The sequence below is a fragment of the Flavobacterium sp. PMTSA4 genome (assembly GCF_032098525.1).
In the GTDB taxonomy this organism is placed as follows: domain Bacteria; phylum Bacteroidota; class Bacteroidia; order Flavobacteriales; family Flavobacteriaceae; genus Flavobacterium; species Flavobacterium capsici.
The window spans coordinates 54,581-72,067 of the sequence record NZ_CP134890.1 but is presented as its reverse complement, the minus strand read 5'-3'; the positions used below and the strand labels follow the sequence as shown (position 1 = coordinate 72,067).

12 protein-coding genes and 1 tRNA gene are annotated in these 17,487 nt (G+C 32.2%); 4 read left to right on the top strand and 9 right to left on the bottom strand.

The features are described from left to right. The first annotated feature begins 21 nt into the window (after positions 1-21). Entirely contained in the window at positions 22-585 is a 564-nt protein-coding gene (locus RN605_RS00315; RefSeq protein WP_313321410.1) for a 2'-5' RNA ligase family protein, read from the top strand. A gap of 2 nt (positions 586-587) precedes the next feature. Here RN605_RS00315 and RN605_RS00310 read toward each other — a convergent pair whose 3' ends face one another. Then, positions 588-2,552 (bottom strand): endonuclease, encoded by a 1,965-nt coding sequence (locus RN605_RS00310; RefSeq protein WP_313321409.1) that lies wholly within the window; start codon positions 2,550-2,552, stop codon positions 588-590. A 241-nt stretch (positions 2,553-2,793) separates the two neighbouring features. On the opposite strand from RN605_RS00310, the gene RN605_RS00305 reads away from it, so the two are divergent. Together RN605_RS00305 and RN605_RS00300 are read left to right on the top strand one after the other, a co-directional pair. Beyond that, the gene (locus RN605_RS00305) at positions 2,794-3,945 is read left to right on the top strand and encodes a TlpA disulfide reductase family protein (RefSeq protein WP_313321408.1); all 1,152 of its coding nucleotides are present in this window, start codon (positions 2,794-2,796) and stop codon (positions 3,943-3,945) included. A gap of 152 nt (positions 3,946-4,097) precedes the next feature. Next, positions 4,098-4,179: transfer RNA gene (locus RN605_RS00300), tRNA-Tyr, on the top strand. 33 nt (positions 4,180-4,212) lie between these two features. Here the strand turns inward: RN605_RS00300 and RN605_RS00295 are convergent. From RN605_RS00295 to RN605_RS00280, 4 genes are read right to left on the bottom strand one after another with little or no spacing between them, the layout of a single operon-like run. Beyond that, positions 4,213-4,944, bottom strand: coding sequence for a rhamnogalacturonan acetylesterase (locus RN605_RS00295; RefSeq protein WP_313321407.1), 732 nt, complete (start codon positions 4,942-4,944; stop codon positions 4,213-4,215). A 16-nt stretch (positions 4,945-4,960) separates the two neighbouring features. Further along, positions 4,961-5,947: a pectinesterase family protein gene (locus RN605_RS00290; protein ID WP_313321406.1), complete on the bottom strand. Its 987-nt coding sequence runs from the start codon at positions 5,945-5,947 to the stop codon at positions 4,961-4,963. Positions 5,948-5,962: 15 nt separating this feature from the next. Continuing rightward, positions 5,963-6,928, bottom strand: coding sequence for a DUF4861 family protein (locus tag RN605_RS00285; protein ID WP_313321405.1), 966 nt, complete (start codon positions 6,926-6,928; stop codon positions 5,963-5,965). 6 nt (positions 6,929-6,934) lie between these two features. After that, a complete protein-coding gene (locus tag RN605_RS00280) occupies positions 6,935-7,870 on the bottom strand; it encodes an alpha/beta hydrolase (protein WP_313321404.1) in 936 nt (311 codons plus the stop codon). Positions 7,871-8,287: 417 nt separating this feature from the next. Between RN605_RS00280 and RN605_RS00275 the strand changes: the two genes are divergently transcribed. After that, positions 8,288-10,768, top strand: a complete 2,481-nt coding sequence (locus RN605_RS00275) for a pectate lyase family protein (protein ID WP_313321403.1) — start codon at positions 8,288-8,290, stop codon at positions 10,766-10,768. A 65-nt stretch (positions 10,769-10,833) separates the two neighbouring features. Here RN605_RS00275 and RN605_RS00270 read toward each other — a convergent pair whose 3' ends face one another. The 4 genes from RN605_RS00270 to pelA form a co-directional block, all read right to left on the bottom strand. Next, entirely contained in the window at positions 10,834-11,457 is a 624-nt protein-coding gene (locus RN605_RS00270; RefSeq protein ID WP_313321402.1) for a hypothetical protein, read from the bottom strand. Positions 11,458-12,063: 606 nt separating this feature from the next. After that, positions 12,064-12,855: a T9SS type A sorting domain-containing protein gene (locus tag RN605_RS00265; RefSeq protein ID WP_313321400.1), complete on the bottom strand. Its 792-nt coding sequence runs from the start codon at positions 12,853-12,855 to the stop codon at positions 12,064-12,066. Between the two features lie 282 nt (positions 12,856-13,137). Then, positions 13,138-16,365 carry a hypothetical protein gene (locus tag RN605_RS00260; RefSeq protein WP_313321399.1) on the bottom strand — a complete coding sequence of 1,076 codons (3,228 nt, stop codon included), beginning with the start codon at positions 16,363-16,365 and terminating at the stop codon, positions 13,138-13,140. 21 nt (positions 16,366-16,386) lie between these two features. Beyond that, positions 16,387-17,463: a pectate lyase gene (pelA, locus tag RN605_RS00255; RefSeq protein WP_313321398.1), complete on the bottom strand. Its 1,077-nt coding sequence runs from the start codon at positions 17,461-17,463 to the stop codon at positions 16,387-16,389. Between the last annotated feature and the right edge of the window lie 24 nt (positions 17,464-17,487).

The window sequence follows — 17,487 nt, the reverse complement described above, 5'->3', positions numbered from 1 at the left end:
TCTTTATATCAATAGTTTATCATGAAAAGAAAAGTTTCAATTGCAATAATTCCCTCCGAAAAAATAATCACTTTAGTAGATTTGATAAAAACAATATTATTTGATAAAATTGGTTGGTATCATAGCAGAAATTCTAAAGCTCATATTACAATTTCAGAATTTGAGGCTGATGAAAAAGAAATTCATATAATTAGTTCAAGGATTAAAGAAACTGCTAATGAAACAACTGCTATAAATGTTAAATTTGAAAATATTAAATCATTTGAAAATGGTGCTCTTTTCATAGGTCCAAATGAAGACTCTAGAAATGAGTTGAAAGCCATCATGAAAAAATTTTATAAGACCACAAATTCAGTTTCTAAAGTATATAAAAGTTACGAACCTCATATAAGTATAGGTAGAAGAATAGAAGAAGGCAAACTCAAAATAGCTTTTGAAATCATTAAGTCAATTAAATTTATGTTTCATTGTGACACAGTTGCCATAAGAGTTTTTAATGAAGACTTGAAACAATACGAAATAAAAGAAAGATTTCCACTAAACGGAAATCCTTCAAATAATGGTGGACAAACGAGTTTGTTTTAAGATTACTCTACTATAATTTTTCGTGTAATAGAATTTCCTTCTGAAACAATTTTTGCTACATAAATTCCTTTTGGCAAATTGAAATTTATAGAAGTCGTTCCTGTAAATTCTTGCTCCAAAACTTTTTGCCCTAAAGTAGAATACATTTCAATTTTTGAATTGGTATCAATTCCTGAAATTGTAATACTATTTTTTGTCGGATTCGGAAATACTCTAACTGCAGCAAAATCAGTTTGTGTAGTCGAAAGATTAGCAAACCATGGTTGACCAGCATTTGCTCCCCAAATATAATTTGCTAGACTTGGATAATCAATAAATGGATTACGATTTACCTGCCATGTATAAATATAATTATTTCTGTTCATTTCAAAATCATCCGATGGATCAGTCATGTTCCATTGCAATAATGTTGCTAAATCACCTAATTGTCCAACAGTTGTATCTGCTGGATTTCCATTTACGACACTTAAACCGTTATATCTTACTGCCATGTAAAAAACAGCTCGAGCAACATCACCTTTCCATGAGCCTTGAGTTCCATTTGGACCGTTATAATCATTTAATCCATAATCTTTATTACTTCTATTGGTGTTTTCTGGTCCATCTTCAGCTCTGATGTGATGTGCATCACCATGACCAGCCATAATATCATTTGGACCAGTTGGTAACCAAACATTAATTCCGTCAGCTGTATCAGAAGTTCCATTAGAAAATCCTCCGCGTGATTGAGGATAAATGTGTTCTCTATTCCATTTTCCTGCACTATTACTACCCGTTTGATAATCTAATTTAGCTCTTGGACTTTCAACATACATCATCCAAACTTGATTGCTATTTAAAGGATTTTGATCAGCTTTTTTAAGTATGTCAACTATATCACCATAAGTATGAGCATGAACGACGTTAGGATTTGCAATAATATCTTGTAAAGCTTGCTTCAATGCACTTCCAGACAAACCTTCCAATGAACTGTAATATCCAGTTGGAATTGTTGGTGTTACTATTCCATATGTTGGATTTAAAGGAGTTCCAAAAGGCGCAACTGTAAAATCATTATCTATTATTCTTATCTGAATAAAGTCATTTCTTCTATTGTATTGAGCAGGTAATGCTCCAAACTTTATCTCAGCAACTTCATCACCTTCATCTAAAACATCATCAACAAATGTTATTGTAGTTGTGTATGAACTTGAACCAGTTGGAATAAAAGCAGTTGTACTTCCTGTAAAATCAGCATTAGTAAAAGTGCCATTGTTTAATGTAAAATTGAATGTTAAATCACTCGTTACAGGAGTTTGAGTTGTAAATGTTATAGTAGTAGAGTTTCCTTCTGTTACTTGAGTATTTGGTGTAGAAATTGTAATTCCATTAAATACAAAACCACTGCCATCATTATTAGCTCCTGGAGTTGGTGACTTACTTTCAAAAGTTCCATCAGGTTTTCTTTGAATTGAATTTGCAGTACTTCCACCAGTTCCAGCACTTTCATTCCATTGTGTTGTTACACCAAGTAAGGCCATTAAAGAAGTTGCATCAGGATCATTAGTTCCGTAGACCAAGGCATCAACCAAATTAGTTGTGGTTGCCATTGTGTTATTAGGAAAATCAGATGAAGAACCAAGATACAATCCTACTCCATCTGGTCCATTTTGAAAAATATTATCAGGCAACAATTTTCCTGGAACTGGTGAAACCAACTGATTTCCTACTACAAACAAACCATTTAAATCAGTCGTATAACCACTTAAATCAATAACGTAATAACTAAGATTTACAAGTGAACCAGAACCATTAAATAAAACTAATACATATCCATTTAAAGAAAAATTAGGAGTTGCTGATTTTAACTCAATAAATTCTTTATCATCTACACTTGGAGTATCTGAATCCAATTCATTTATAAAAACTTGAGCGTTTATAGAGAAAGCTAAAAACAAACAAACTATTTGGAGTATATTTTTAATCATCTTTAAATAATAAAATTATAGGTCAAATTTATTCATATACAAGTCATATTTCCTAATCTATAAAGATAATTAACGCTTATTTAAAGCTTTGAACCTAATATTCAAAAAAAACACTACAAAAAATTCATTACCCCAAAAAAAACTGTTGATACTATTCAAAAGAAGAATTAAAGTTTTTATAAATTAAGTAGTAGTTGATTAAATTTAAATACATTTGCACCACAAAATTAAAATCAAAAAAATGAAAAAGATACTTCTTTTATTAGCAATAACAGTTATTGCTATTTCATGTAAAAACAATGGAGAATATACTATTACTGGTACTGTAAAAGGAATGAAAATAGGAAATGTCTATTTAGAAAAACAATCAGAAATGGGAATGGGCAATATTCCTGTTGATACCGTAAAAATTGTTGACGGAAAATTTGAAATTAAAGGAAAAGCGTTTGAACCAAGTTTTCATTTTATTAAAATAGAAAATGTTCAAGGCAATGTTCCATTTGTATTAGAAGGTGGAGACATTAATATTACTGTAGATAAAGACAGTATTTTTAAATCAAAGATTAGCGGAACTTACAGTAATGATGAATTTTATAATTTCAGAAGCAAATTAATAGTTTTACAGAAAGATCTTCAGAAAAAGATGAAGACGTTTCGAGATGAAAACGATGCTAAAATGAATGAAGCTGAAAAAAACAATGATACAGTAGTTATAAATTCATTAAGAAAACAATTTAAAGATTTAAGAAAAGAAGGGGATGATTTTATGATAAATTATCCAAAAACACATCCAAAATCATTCATCAGTATTTTACTTATAGAAGGATTACTAAGTAATCCAGATTATAAAGTTGCTGAAGTGGAAAAGATTTTTAACTCTCTTGATGAATCTTTAAAAAAGACTCACGCTGCTAAAAAGACATTAGAAGCAATAAATAATGTAAAAAAACAAGAAAGTGCTGCAAAAATGGCTCCAACTGAACCAGCACCAAACTTTGAAGCAAAAAATCCTGAAGGAAAAACTATTTCATTAAAAGAGAGTTTAGGTAAAGTAACTGTAATCGATTTTTGGGCTTCTTGGTGCAAACCTTGTCGTCAAGAAAATCCAAATGTGGTTGCTATGTATAACGAATTACATCCAAAAGGATTAAACATCATTGGTGTTTCTTTAGATGATAATTTAGACAAATGGAAAGAAGCTATTGCAAAAGACAATATAACATGGAATCAAGTTTCTAATCTGCAAGGTTGGAAAGATCCAATTGCTGTTCAATACAATATTACTCAAATTCCAGCTACAATTATATTAGATGCGAATGGAAATATTGTAGCTAAAGATTTAAGAGGCGAACAATTAAAAGCTAAAGTAAATGAGTTATTAGCTAAAAACTAATACTTATTTACTAGATAATTTAAAATCTCCCATTGGGAGATTTTTTTATTTATTTCGTTTTCAACAAATTAAAAATAGAAAGTAAAATTTACTTTTAATTTATTTGCTACTGCCAAAACACTTATTATATTTGCATCCTCGAAACAAGGTTTGGGGAGATACTCAAGCGGCCAACGAGGGCGGACTGTAAATCCGCTGACTACGTCTTCGCAGGTTCGAATCCTGCTCTCCCCACAAAAACGCTCAATTTAAATTGAGCGTTTTTTTTTATTTCTTAATGTATTCTGTCAAAATATTGAGTTTCTTTAACTCTGCAATAACAAGTTTAGAAACTTCCTCTGCGCCTTTTTTTGATAAATGTGTATTATCTTCTTTTCCTTCGGGATAATAAGCAACATCGCCTTGTTTAAAATGTAAATGCAATTCTTTTGATTTTTCAGGTCCGTAAGACATTTCTAATTGTTCGGTGTAATATTCTAAATCAATAAACGGGACTTTATACTCTTGAGAAACTAGTCTTGCTTCTTGTGTGTATTCTCCATGTGTGCTGATTAATGTTCCTTGTTCATTGAAATGTCTTCTCACGATTGAAGAAAACAAAATAGGAATAGCTCCTTTTTGACGTGCTTCAGTAACGAATTTAATTAAGTTATGGCGATAAGCCGTGTGTGGATTTGTATAACGTGTTGAATCTTCTTGTTTGGCATCATTGTGACCAAATTGAATAAAAACATAATCGCCTTTTTTCAAGTATTTATAAATACTATCCCAACGATGTTGGTTGATAAAACTTTTAGTACTTCTACCATTAACTGCTTTGTTTATAATTTTTGCATCGTTGGTCATAAAGTTTGGAAACACTTGCAACCATCCATGTTCTGGATTTTCATTAGGTTTTACTTTATCTGCCATTGTAGAATCGCCAATACCATAAATAGTAACTTTTTGCGCCGAAACATTTAAAGCCAGTAGCGATAAAATAAGAAAAGTATATTTCATTGATTTAGTATTTATATCATTTTAAATCGGAGTTCCATTCTTGAATATTTTTCAAAAACTTCTCTCCTAAAATAGTTTTGATTGTGTATTTTTTGGCTTCTGCTTTACTTAATTGATGTGACCAACTTACTCTGGCTTTTGGAGAAAATCCTTCTCCAGAACAGTTATATTCGGCATAAAAGGCATTAATTTCAGCATCAGGTTTTGACCAATTGTGCCAACCAACCGGTGAGATATGTTTTCCAAGCTTACATTCGATAAAAACCGTTTTAGCATAAATACGCCATGGTCTTCCTAAATAAACTTGGGAAGTACCATCATTTGCTGTCAAATTGCAATTTTTAAAAACATATCCAAATTCTGTTCCTTGAGGTGTAGAAGCTGCAGTGACATAAGAATCTTTTTTGGAATGAATTTCACAATTTTCAAAATATGCTGTGGCACTTCCAAAAATATAATCGGTTGTGCCTTCTATATAACAATCTTTATAATATTGCTTTCCTTTTCCGGAAGCATACAATGTATCCTGATTACCCAGAATACGGCAATTGATAACGGCTACTCCATCTGAAAAGACCGACAATGCAACGGCTTGCCCAACTTCGCCTGAAGAATTTTCTATTGTTAAATTTTTTAGTAGAACATCATTTGCTTCAACCAATAAAGTATAGGTGTAGAAAGTGCTGTTAATGCCTAAATTAACTTTATTGAAATAATCGTCAAAAGTAATAATGGTATTTTCTTTGCTTTCGCCAATGAGCGAAATGTTATTATTCCACTCATGAACTTTTACTTTTTCATGATAATTTCCATTTTTAATATAAATCGTTATTCTTTGATATGGAAACGATTTTGAATCATTAATAGCTGCTTGAATAGTTGTATAATCGCCTGTGCCATCTTGTGCAACCGTTTTATAAAAAGCATCTTTACCAAGAGTTTGGCAATTTAACCATGCTTGTGAAGTTAGAAGAAATAAAATAACGGCAATAACTTTTCGCATTACAATTTATTCAAATTAGATTTTATTTTTACTATTTAATTCATTTAACTTGTTGTCAAGATATTTATAAAATTCAGATTCCGATTTAATTCCATCTTTTTCTTGCTCCCAAGCGCCAAGAAAATAAAAAGTTACAGGTTTTGTTGTTGGTTTAAATAGCAACAAATGGTCGTATTCACCTTCTGTTTGTTTTTCAACAGAGGCAACTTCATAAAAAATCGCCATACCCAAATTATCTGGCACTAAAGATTGTTCTCCATAAGTTGCAATATAAGCCCATTTTTTATTACTGCTTTCCTTTTTTACTAATGGTGCATTTTTAAAACTTACAATTCCTGTACAAATACCATCAATTTCATTTGAAGCTTTTATTGTGTGTTTAGTAATTCGTTCATTTGGCTTAATGGATAGTTTTGATTCAAAATTTATTTTATCATTAGCTGTTTTCCAACCATCATAATTTACGGTTACTGTTGAACATTTTTTATCATTTTCAACTTTGGCAAAAGTGGAATCAACTTCTTGGAAATGCAACACTTCTTTACCCGAATATCTTCCGATTGCTCCAACTCCTAATCCTTTTCCTGCCTTAAGAATATCCATTCCCCATGGACTCATATGGTGATAAGACTCAAAACCGTCTAAACCTACTTTTGACAAAACCATAGTATCGGTTACTTTACCAAAAAGGTCAATACAATTTCTCCAGTCAAGATACAATCGATAACCAATTTTGCTCGATTCCCAACCTGGTCCTTCGTAACGAATAAAAAAAGAATGGTCCCAGTGCGATTTTGGTACTTTCAAACTGGTAACATTTTTAAATGTTCCTCCTTCATATTTTCGTCCGTTCCATTTTCCGCCTTCTTTAATGGATAGCTCAGCATAAGTCTGATTCTTTTTGGACTTTTTTTTCTCTTGAGCATTTACACTAAATTGGCTTACTATCAGTAGTGCTAAAACTATTTTTAATGTTTTCATGTTATGTTATTTCTGTTTAAATATTTTATCTAAAAATTGTGTTGTAACGTTAATCATATCATCAAACCAAGGTTCAAAAAACCAAAAAGAATGAGGTGAACTCGGGAATTCTTTTACTTCATTATAAATGCCAAATTTATTAAGAATAGCAATCATATCGTCTCTGCCAGCATGAAATCTAGGCTGACTACTGTTAATGAATAAAATCGGCGGGGTGTTTTTATCCGTATGCGTTAAAGTCGATGCATTTTCCCAAATCTCCTTTTTTTCTTCATAAGTTCCGCCCAACCATTTTGATGCAGAAGCAGCTTCCTTTGACTCTGGATGATGGAAAGCAAGGATACCATCCATATCAATTATTGCCTGAACATCTGAACTTTGCTTTAAACTACTTTTCTCTTCAAATTCTTTCTTACCATTAGTTGTAGCTACTAAAGCAGCCATTTGCCCACCTGATGAACAGCCTAAAACAGCAACCTTTGTAGCATTAACATTATAAGAAATAGCATTGGCTTTAATATATTTTATGGCGTCTTTTACATCGTTAATAGATGCTGGAAATTTAGCCTCATCACTTAATCTGTATTCCACACAAAAACATGCATATCCTTTTGCTGAAATTGCATTTGCCGTTGTATGCATCTGCTTTTTGTCTCCCGAACTCCATCCACCACCATGTATAATGACAACAGCAGGTAAATTCTTTTCATCATTTTTAAAAAAAGCATCTAAATGAAGTTTTGTTTCTCCCGTTTTTTTATAAATAATGTTTTCTTTTTTAGTAACACTAATATCCTCTACACTATTAACTATCTTAATAAAAGGGAATTTTTTAATTTCTTTTTTAAAAGTACTAATAACTGTATATGAAGTATCTTTTTGAATTTGAGAGAACAATACAAAAGTTGATAAAGAGAAAAAAACAAGAAATAAATGCTTCATAACTGTTCTAAATCAGATTGCAAAAATGCAATCGATTACACAAACGTAATTATTAATGACTACTCTACAAAAAAATAAAACTTAAAGTTATCCTAAATTATGAAATAAAAACAAATACTTTGCCAAAGGTCTTGAAACCTAAATTTGTTAAAGCATGACTAAATCAAACATTTATAATAATTAAAGTTATAACTTTGTAATGTAAAGCAATTTAAAAACAAAAATATTCATATTCTGTAAAAAAAACACTGAAAATTATATTATTTATAATTTAAATCTATAATAATTAGTATTTTAACACATCTCTTTTGAAATTTTATTTGCCTAATAGAAAAAGAATTATACTTTTGCGCAATCGATTGCACAAAACCCAAACCAGCAAGAAAAACGATAAAACTTTTAACAATTAAAAAAACTATGAAAAGAATCTTATTTTATGTTACAATCATGTTTGCCTCAATTAACTTATGGGCTCAACCTGTAATAATACAATCTTCTGGTTGGATGGAATGTGCTTATGTTAAATGGGAACCTGTAGCTGGTGCAGACAGTTATAATGTATATTATACTGGCGGTACTTTCACAAATCAAATTATTGATACGCAACTAATTCGTAACTACGGAAGCTACTATCGTGCTGATGTTTTAGGGCTTGCTCCTGGAACCTATACTATTAAAGTTGTTCCTGTTACGGGTGGAGTTGAAGGAACTCCAAGTGTTTCTAATAATATTACTGTTTCCGCTCACGATAGAAACGGTTTTGCTTTTGAAGGCGGAAGAATTCCTGGTGCTTACAATCTTAATGGTACATTAAAAGCGAACGCTGTAGTTTTATACATTACTCAAAATAACAAGAACACCGTTTCTATGAATGTTACTGGTGCTACTGTTAATCCTTGCGTGGGTTTGCAAACCATTTTAGATGGATTCAAAAAAGGGCTTGATACTCGTCCATTATCCGTTAGATTAATTGGTAACATCACTGATTTAAACTATATGTTGAATGGAGACATTGTTATTGAAAACAAAAATAATATTAACAGCTCTATTACTTTTGAAGGCGTAGGTTCAGATGCTCTTGTAAATGGTTGGGGAGTTCGTGTTAAGAAAGGTTCTAATATTGAAATTAGAAACCTTGGCTTCATGTTAACAAATGCCAGCGAAGGTGATAATGTTGGTTTACAACAAGACAACGACCATATTTGGGTTCACAATTGTGATATGTTTTATGGTGCAGCTGGTGGCGATGCCGACCAAGCAAAAGGCGATGGCGCTTTAGATTGCAAAAGATCAACTTACGTAACTATGTCCTACAATCACTTCTGGGATACAGGTAAATCAAACTTATTGGGCTTAAGCGAGAGCGGACCTGGTTTATATGCTACTTATCACCACAACTGGTATGACCATTCTGATTCGCGTCATCCTCGTGTTCGTACATATTCTGCTCACGTATACAACAATTATTTTGATGGAAATTCTAAATATGGTGCAGGTTCTACAATGGCTTCTTCTCTTTTCTTAGAAGGTAATTATTTTAGAAATTGTAAATATCCAATGTTGATTTCTCAACAAGGAACTGACATCTATAATGGCTCCGTGGGAACTTTTTCTGGTGAAGAAGGAGGTATCATTAAAGCTTTCAACAACGTGATGAGTGGTCAAACAAGATATGTACCTTATGATGCAACTAATTATCCTGTGCAGTTTGATGCTTACGAAGTAACCACTAGAAGTCAAACCGTTCCAAGTTCTATTACTGCTTTACTTGGTGGAACTTCTTATAATAACTTTGACACCAATCCTACTTTATATGTAAATTCATTGGTTGTTGATGACCCAACAGTAGCTAAAGATAAAGTTATTGCTTTTTCTGGTCGTGTTGGTGGTGGAGATATCAGCTGGACATTTAACAATGCTGTTGACGATCCTTCTTCTACTGTAAATACAGGATTAGCTGCTTTATTAAACAACTATTCATCTGGTATTGTTTCTATTCAAGGTGATGCACCATCAACTACAAGTTCTCAAACTTTGATAATCCCAAATAATAACGACCAAACCGTTTTAAGCGGTGCAATGACAGACATGGTTTTCACTTGGGGAGGAACTGCTACTGATGTAACCGTTACAGGTTTACCATCAAATGGAATTGACTTTGTTAAAGACATGACTGCTAGAACCGTTACTGTTTCTGGTACTCCAACTGGCGATGTTACTTTTACAGTTACAACCAGTGGACCAACTGGAACACCTGTTTCTGGTTCTGGAACTATTGCAACTACAAATGTTCCTAATGGTGATGAAATTCATAATTTTACTTTACAAACTTTAAACAGTACATTCTACACGTTTACAAGTTGTAACATGAATTCTACTGCTGGTTCAACTACTTACGATGGATTGACACTTACAGCTCGTATGAAAGTAGAATCAGCTACTAATGTTAGTTATACCACACCTGATGTTTCTACTTTAACATTAGTGTTTGACCCAACGTTTAGCGGAACAATTAAACTTGATAATGTTTCATATACGGCTTCAAATGGAGTAGTAATTATACCTTCTGTGCCAGCTGGTGCGCATGCTATCACTAAAGGAAGTGTTGCAAACTTATTTTATATCAAAACAGAATATACCGCTTTAGGTGTTGGAGAAATTAACAATAGTCCGAAACTGACTTTATATCCTAATCCTGTAACTAATGAATTAAACATTACTACTTCTAATTCTAGTAGTATTGAAAAAGTAGCGGTTTACAATCTTCTGGGTCAATTAGTTAAAAATGCTAATGGTGACATTAGAACTATTGACATGAGCGATTTAAATACTGGTACTTACTTTGTTAAAGTATATACCAATCAAGGTATTATAGATAGAAAAATTATCAAAAGATAATTTCATATTGGTTTGTTTAAAAATAGTTTTAAAAGCCTTCTCATTTCTGAGAAGGCTTTTTTATTTTAACCAACCGGACTACCAATCATAAAATCAGTGATATCGATTGCCAAGCCAATTTCTTTATCATTTATAACACCAAATGCCATAAAATCCCAGAGTTCGGGTTGCCTTGGATTTTCAATTTTAGCTGTAAATTCAAAAGGACTTTTGGTTGCTCTACTTAATAAATGCCATGCATCACTTGATTCTTTTCGGTAATAAATATTGATTCCTTGTACGCCTAACTTTCTAAACCGAATGGCAACTTTATTTCCATTCATACTCACACTTAAACTAGTTTTATAAGTGTTCTCATCAAATACCTTCTTCGATACAACTATACCCATTGCGTCACCCACTGCCTTAGTATAACCTGCGCTGGTTTTGTGTTGTGCTATCCTTTTTTGGAATTTGTTTTTAACCTGTTTTATGGTGTTATTTCTTTTGCTCAAAATACTTTTGTAGGTGCTTTTTTGAGCAGTAACCTCAAAAATGGAAGTAATGAATTCATTACACCAACTAATTTCTTCTGCCACTTGCTCAGTCGTCATGTTTAACAAAGCAACAAATTCTGGAATTTTAGTTTTGTAATTGGTAGCCCAAGCTAATAATTCATTGTTAGAAGAAGGAATGATAGTCCCAGCCATAGATATACAAATTAAATGAAACAATAAGTTAAATAATCATTAGGCATCAAATCTTCTGAATTAAGAATTAATTTGTTTTTCAAAAGAAAATGTAGCTTAGTAATTAGTGTTTCATTTAATTTATTGGTTTTTAGGTTAGAATAACATTATATGCATCTTTTCTTATAACGTAAAATTGTACAAAATAGTATTGAGAGATAAAAAAAATTTAGTTTTTCTCTAAAATCAACAACTCTTATTAAAATTTTTGCTGGGTAAAATATAGATAACACCCACAGCTATTTTAATTTTACCCAGCAAAACTTTATTTAAAGACAGCTTTATTCAACATAAAGATTGCTTTATTTTAAATAAAGACAGCAATAATTAGAATAATGAAGGGTAAAAAATAATTTTAGCTGGCGTTATTTTACTTAAAGATGGATAAAATCTAAAAAAAGACAGCCAAAAAATACTTTTCACTAATACAACTAATCTTGTTGAAAGTTTTTTTTATCCAATCATAGGCAAAAAAAACAGCAGTGAGGATTTCTCACTGCTGTCTAAAAATAATTCTATTTCTAACTAAAAATAAATCAATTTTTAAGTATGAATCTTTTCAAAGTATTATCTAACTACTACTTTCACTGATTTTTGACCTTCAGCAGATTTTACATTTACAATGTAGAAACCAGCAGTTAAATCATTAATAGTAACATCAGCACTTGTATTGATTGATTTTACTAAAGCACCTGTAATGCTGTAAACATTAACTTGAGTAGCAAAAGCTACATTAGCAACATTAATTTGTTTACCGTTAGAAAACACGTTTACAGTTGATGCTTGGAATTCGCTGCTTGATAAAGTAGTAGTAGCTAAAGTACCCACAACCTCAACTTTGTAAAGATTATTCGATTGGTCTCCATAAATGTAAAGATTAGTTGCTGGACCAGTATAAACAGATTCAAAATAATAACCTTGAGCTGAGTCAGTTCCTGCAAAAGATCCAACTACATTTGTACCATCTGTTACATATAATGTTCTAGTACCACTTCCACCTGTTCTAAACCAAATTTTTACAGTACAATTACCAGCCGTCGCAAAATAAATATAACGTTGTGTTGGCATTGGAACAAAACCAGGGGTTGATGAAAAACCAGCGCCATTAAATTTAAATCGATTTGTACCACTGTACCCATCAGGAAAAACTTTTGGACTATTTTCAACTATACCAATATTACTTGAAGAAGTAACACCCATATAAATTCCTAAGTTACTTCTAACAACGTTACCTGCAACACCAGTTGCATCTAAAGGCCAGTTAGTAGTGTCATTTCCAAAATCCCAAACGGTTTGAGCGTTAGTAACACCCGTATAAAGCATTACTGTTAGTAATAAAGAAAGTAATTTTGTTTTCATAATAAATTGTTTTTTTGTATTATCGTTAATTGTTTTTTATACTCTTTTACAACATGTAATCGATTGCATAAAAGTACAATAATTTTCTATACTACAAAAATAATACATTTTTTTTTTAGTATTACTATAATTCATTTAGATATTTTGTTAATAATTGATTATAATAATCAGATTTATGCTTCAGCAATTTCTGTTTCACTAAAGAAAAAATATTTAATTTTTTTCTAATGACTACCATTACAAACTTTCTTTAAAGGTTTTTAATTTATTTTCGAAACACCATTAAAAAGTAACTATTTTAAATGCTTTTTGTCCATCAACAGCTTTAACAACCACTATCCACAAACCTGATGGTAAGTTGAAATTAGTATCTACTGAAGTTTGAACGCTTTTTACTAGAGCACCATTAATTGAATATACCGCAACTTCAGTATTCGACTGAACGTTAGTAACGGCTACCGTATCTTTATAAGCAATAACTTTAACCGTTGTGCTTGGATTAAAATCAATGTTTCCCAAAGGATCATTAGCTATAAGCGCAGGAAATGGATCCCAATCATCATTACCTTTTGTAAAATTAAAAGTAGAAATTGGTGTGCCATCATTCAAAATAGGATTGGTTAAATAGGTTGCCCACGGTGCGCGACTTGGCCCGTTATTTACTCCTGAAACTTCGGTAGTACCATATTCATACATTCCACTTGAAGTTCCGCCTAAAGTGTTTAACCAACCTAACGGCATGATTAAAGAATTGTCTATAAATCCTGGTGCGTTAGAAGTTTCAATAGTGGTATTGTAAAAAACAACTTCGCTTGTATTAGCTTGCCAAGGACGACCAAAATAGCCCGGTTTTGCACGATAGGTTGAAGCGGTTTCAACACCTGGTTGTGCAGAAGTAACGGTACATTCATACATCAAATAACCTCTACCAGAGCTTTGTTGTGCTGCTGTGATGTAGCACAAATCATTAGAAGCATCGCTAATGTTCATACTCAAGTTTGATTTGTAGAATACGACATCCATTCCTCCAAAAATATAATCAACAGCACCCATCATGTCTCCTTTGTAAACAGCTACTCTTGAACCAACACCACCAAAGAATGAATCCTGACGACCTACTACTCTACATTTATTCAAAATTACTTTTTGAACATTATTTTTAATAGCAATAGCTGCTGCTCTTTCTACATACGTTTTGTTTTGAACAATTGTATTTCCAGCATTAGTTGGACGAACGCCTGGACTTCCTGATGACCAAGCTACTACTACATCCTGAGCTTCTTTGTTAGAAATATATTGATTGAATGAATTTTCAAAAATAATTCCTTCTGCTTCAAAACCATCAGCACCAACTACTACAGTTGCATTCCAGTATGAATTATTAGTTGTTCCTGCACCTACATTTTGATACGAAGGATAACCATTGGCAATATTTACTGCCAACACATCTGCATGCCATTTTTGGTCTGAAGACATACTATAATAAGTATAACCATGACCATAATAAGAAGTAATTCTAACTGCATTTGCATCAATATCAACTCCAGCGTTTGTCAAGGCAGTGCTTGGAGTTGTAGCTGCATTTTTTAAAGTAACTAATGGTTGATTGATGGATAACATTTCTTCGTAGTTTCCTGGGTCAATCATGATAGTAACTCTGTCGGTATTGGTTCTGATCATGTTACCTACAGCAGTTAAAGCGGCATTGATAGTTTGATAATCTTTATCAACTCCAACAGTGATAACTGGACTATAAGGAATGCTTCCTCCTATTTCAATTTGAGTAAAATAAGTTGTTCCACCAACGGCAACATTAACAAAACCAGCCGATGAACCTGCATAGGTATACTCAACATAATCAGTAGTTGAAGTAGTTCCGGTAGAGTTAACAGTTGTATTTGTTGCTCCACCTTCAATTGAGAAATTAGCCGAATAATAATAAGTAAATTTTACTTTATCGCCAGCATTTACAGGAACTTGAATCGTTCCTCCTGGTTGACCAATTAAATGACCTTGAGAAACTGAATTAGAAATATTACCTGTGAAAAGCAATCCTTTATAGGATGAATTTGCAGTTGTAATAACCTGGTCATTAAATGGCCAAACCGTTACCGGTACAAAGTTTAACGTTTTAGAAGTTGCTACACCATTAACCTCTAAATTAGAAGTCAAAGCCAATTGAACAGGATAAGCACTCAATCCGCTAGCGGTAACTGAATACGTTCCGTTACGCAATGCAACACTATTGATATCCGTAAAATTATAAACATATCCGCTTTCATTCAGATTAGTAAATGTTAGTTGTAAGCTATTTTCTTGTGTAGTAGTTAAGCCAGTAGTATTAATAGTTACATTATATACAGGTTTTAGAGTAAACGCTAAATCTGATGTTATGTTAGACGCAGGAATAGTAATTGTATTCGTGGTCAAATCATAGTCATTAACACCATTAGCGGTAATAGTGTAATTTATATTAGCTTCAAGGTTTACAGCATAGGTAGCATTAGCAGTATTTACTGTTGGAGTTGGTGTGTAAACCGTAGCAGGAGTAGTAGCATAAGTTAAACTTAAATTAGAGATAGCAGTACCCAAACCAGATACATTACCCGTTACTTGGTATAAATTAACTTGAAGAATAGTAATATCGTGTATGAAAGTTGGCGTGGTAACAGGAGTTAAATCTAAAGTCGTACCATTAGTTATAATGTATCCATTGGCATTTACTAAACTAATTGTATAAGTATATCCTATCGGTAAGTTTACATTATAAGTTCCATCCATATTCATAGTAGAAGTCCAAGATTTACCAGCAGCATTAGTAAACACTACAGCATAATTACTAGGAATCCCTGCAGCTTGAGTCAAATCGATAGTTCCAGAAACTGCGGTATAGATTGCTGGTTTTCTAAGTATTCTATAAAAACTAGCTTTTCCGTTAGCAGAATATAATTTAAAACTACTCGCATTTTTGGCAACAAATTTTGCTTCGGTAACTGCGCCACTAGCAAAAGTAACATCCAATACATCTGACTGTACTCCTGGATTATTTTCATCAACAAAATTAAAAGCACCAGCGGCATCCGTTCTACATATTACCGTAACTTCATCGTCTTCATTAAGAACCATTCTCATATATCTATTGGTAGGAACACCACCCGATAAATTAGGTGTACCATTACAATATACTCTACCATTATAAGTAGTTACACTTGCAACATTAGCATCATATCTTGTCAAATTTGTGTTGACAGTTCGAAGTCTATCACCTGCATTTCCAACCCAAGATAAAGAACCAACAGTAAAACTTACTGGAAAACTAATTCCTGAAGTTCCTGGTGTAATTGAACCATCATACCATGAATTGATGACCGTTTCGTTCAATTGGTTGTTGTATACATTTGTATCCAATTGAACTCCTCCAAAATCCCAAACATCAGTGTCCTGAGCTTTTACCGAAGATGTTACTAAAAGCAACATCATTAAAACCATTACTTGTAATTTTGCTTTCATAATAATAGATTTGAAATTATATTATTTTAATTTATTTTTCCATTTTTGATATTTCTTCAAAACATCTTGAGGTTCATTGGTATACCATGCATATCCGTTTCTTCTCTCGTATCCAATTTCTGCTAATGTTTCTTTTTTAATCCCATCTCGGTCACAGAAAAAAGGTTTGTTAGTATCTAATTCCATGAACCGAGCCCAAAGTGGTTCTGCATTTGTATCCTTAACAACTATTCTATCTTTTTTTCCATCACTGTTTTGAATACTTTCAATTTTTATTCCTGTAATTTTAGTTTTCTCAAACCAAGCTATTGCACTTTCAACAGCATTGATAATTTCCTTAGAGGGATTTTTAATTGACATTAAAAGCGATACAATTTTAGCCGATTCTTTTCCACTTAATGACGGTAATTCGTAAGCTCTAGCTTTGGCTGGCTCTAGAGTAGTTTCATCATATTGTGCACACCAACTGGTTAATACCCCATCTTGTTTGTACTGCGTTTTTAAAATACAATCAATTCCTTTATCAAAAGCAGTTTTAATTTTACTCACTATTTCTGAAGAAAACTTAATGGTCATAAAACATGATTTATCCTTGATTTCTTTGAAAATTTCAAGAATATTAACCATTGAATCATCGTTGTAAGTCACATGTGTATAATATCCTTTTTCCAAAGGATAAAATTGTGGCCATCCACCATTTTCATATTGAGCAGCCAGCAAAAAATTCAATCCTTTCAGAAAAGAATCTTTATACTTTTCATTTGGTTGCTGTTTGTAAACTTTTGCCAAAAAAATCATCTCCTGACATGTTGCACCATTATCGGTTGTACATCCGTTTGGATCGGATTTTAATTCTAACAGTTCTTGCTTTTCTTTATCAGAAAGCGAATTTTGCATTTGAATATTTTTTGGCCAACCACCAATATTACGCTGATATAACAAAACGTTGTCAGCTATAGTAGCAGCTTCTGGAGAAGCAAACCAAACTTTATCATCTGATTCGATTATATTTCTCCACTTTTTATTATGCACTTGAGCATTAACTGCAAAAAATGATTGTACAAAAAATAAAATAAAAAGTAATTTATATATTTTCATAATTTCATTAACTACTTAATTTTT

Coding starts and splice junctions, on each gene's coding strand:
- RN605_RS00290 (WP_313321406.1), bottom strand. CDS start 5,947: ATGCGAAAAGTTATTGCCGTTATTTTATTTCTTCTAACTTCACAAGCA.
- RN605_RS00275 (WP_313321403.1), top strand. CDS start 8,288: ATGAAAAGAATCTTATTTTATGTTACAATCATGTTTGCCTCAATTAAC.
- RN605_RS00270 (WP_313321402.1), bottom strand. CDS start 11,457: ATGGCTGGGACTATCATTCCTTCTTCTAACAATGAATTATTAGCTTGG.
- RN605_RS00280 (WP_313321404.1), bottom strand. CDS start 7,870: ATGAAGCATTTATTTCTTGTTTTTTTCTCTTTATCAACTTTTGTATTG.
- RN605_RS00265 (WP_313321400.1), bottom strand. CDS start 12,855: ATGAAAACAAAATTACTTTCTTTATTACTAACAGTAATGCTTTATACG.
- RN605_RS00305 (WP_313321408.1), top strand. CDS start 2,794: ATGAAAAAGATACTTCTTTTATTAGCAATAACAGTTATTGCTATTTCA.
- RN605_RS00285 (WP_313321405.1), bottom strand. CDS start 6,928: ATGAAAACATTAAAAATAGTTTTAGCACTACTGATAGTAAGCCAATTT.
- pelA (WP_313321398.1), bottom strand. CDS start 17,463: ATGAAAATATATAAATTACTTTTTATTTTATTTTTTGTACAATCATTT.
- RN605_RS00260 (WP_313321399.1), bottom strand. CDS start 16,365: ATGAAAGCAAAATTACAAGTAATGGTTTTAATGATGTTGCTTTTAGTA.
- RN605_RS00315 (WP_313321410.1), top strand. CDS start 22: ATGAAAAGAAAAGTTTCAATTGCAATAATTCCCTCCGAAAAAATAATC.
- RN605_RS00295 (WP_313321407.1), bottom strand. CDS start 4,944: ATGAAATATACTTTTCTTATTTTATCGCTACTGGCTTTAAATGTTTCG.
- RN605_RS00310 (WP_313321409.1), bottom strand. CDS start 2,552: ATGATTAAAAATATACTCCAAATAGTTTGTTTGTTTTTAGCTTTCTCT.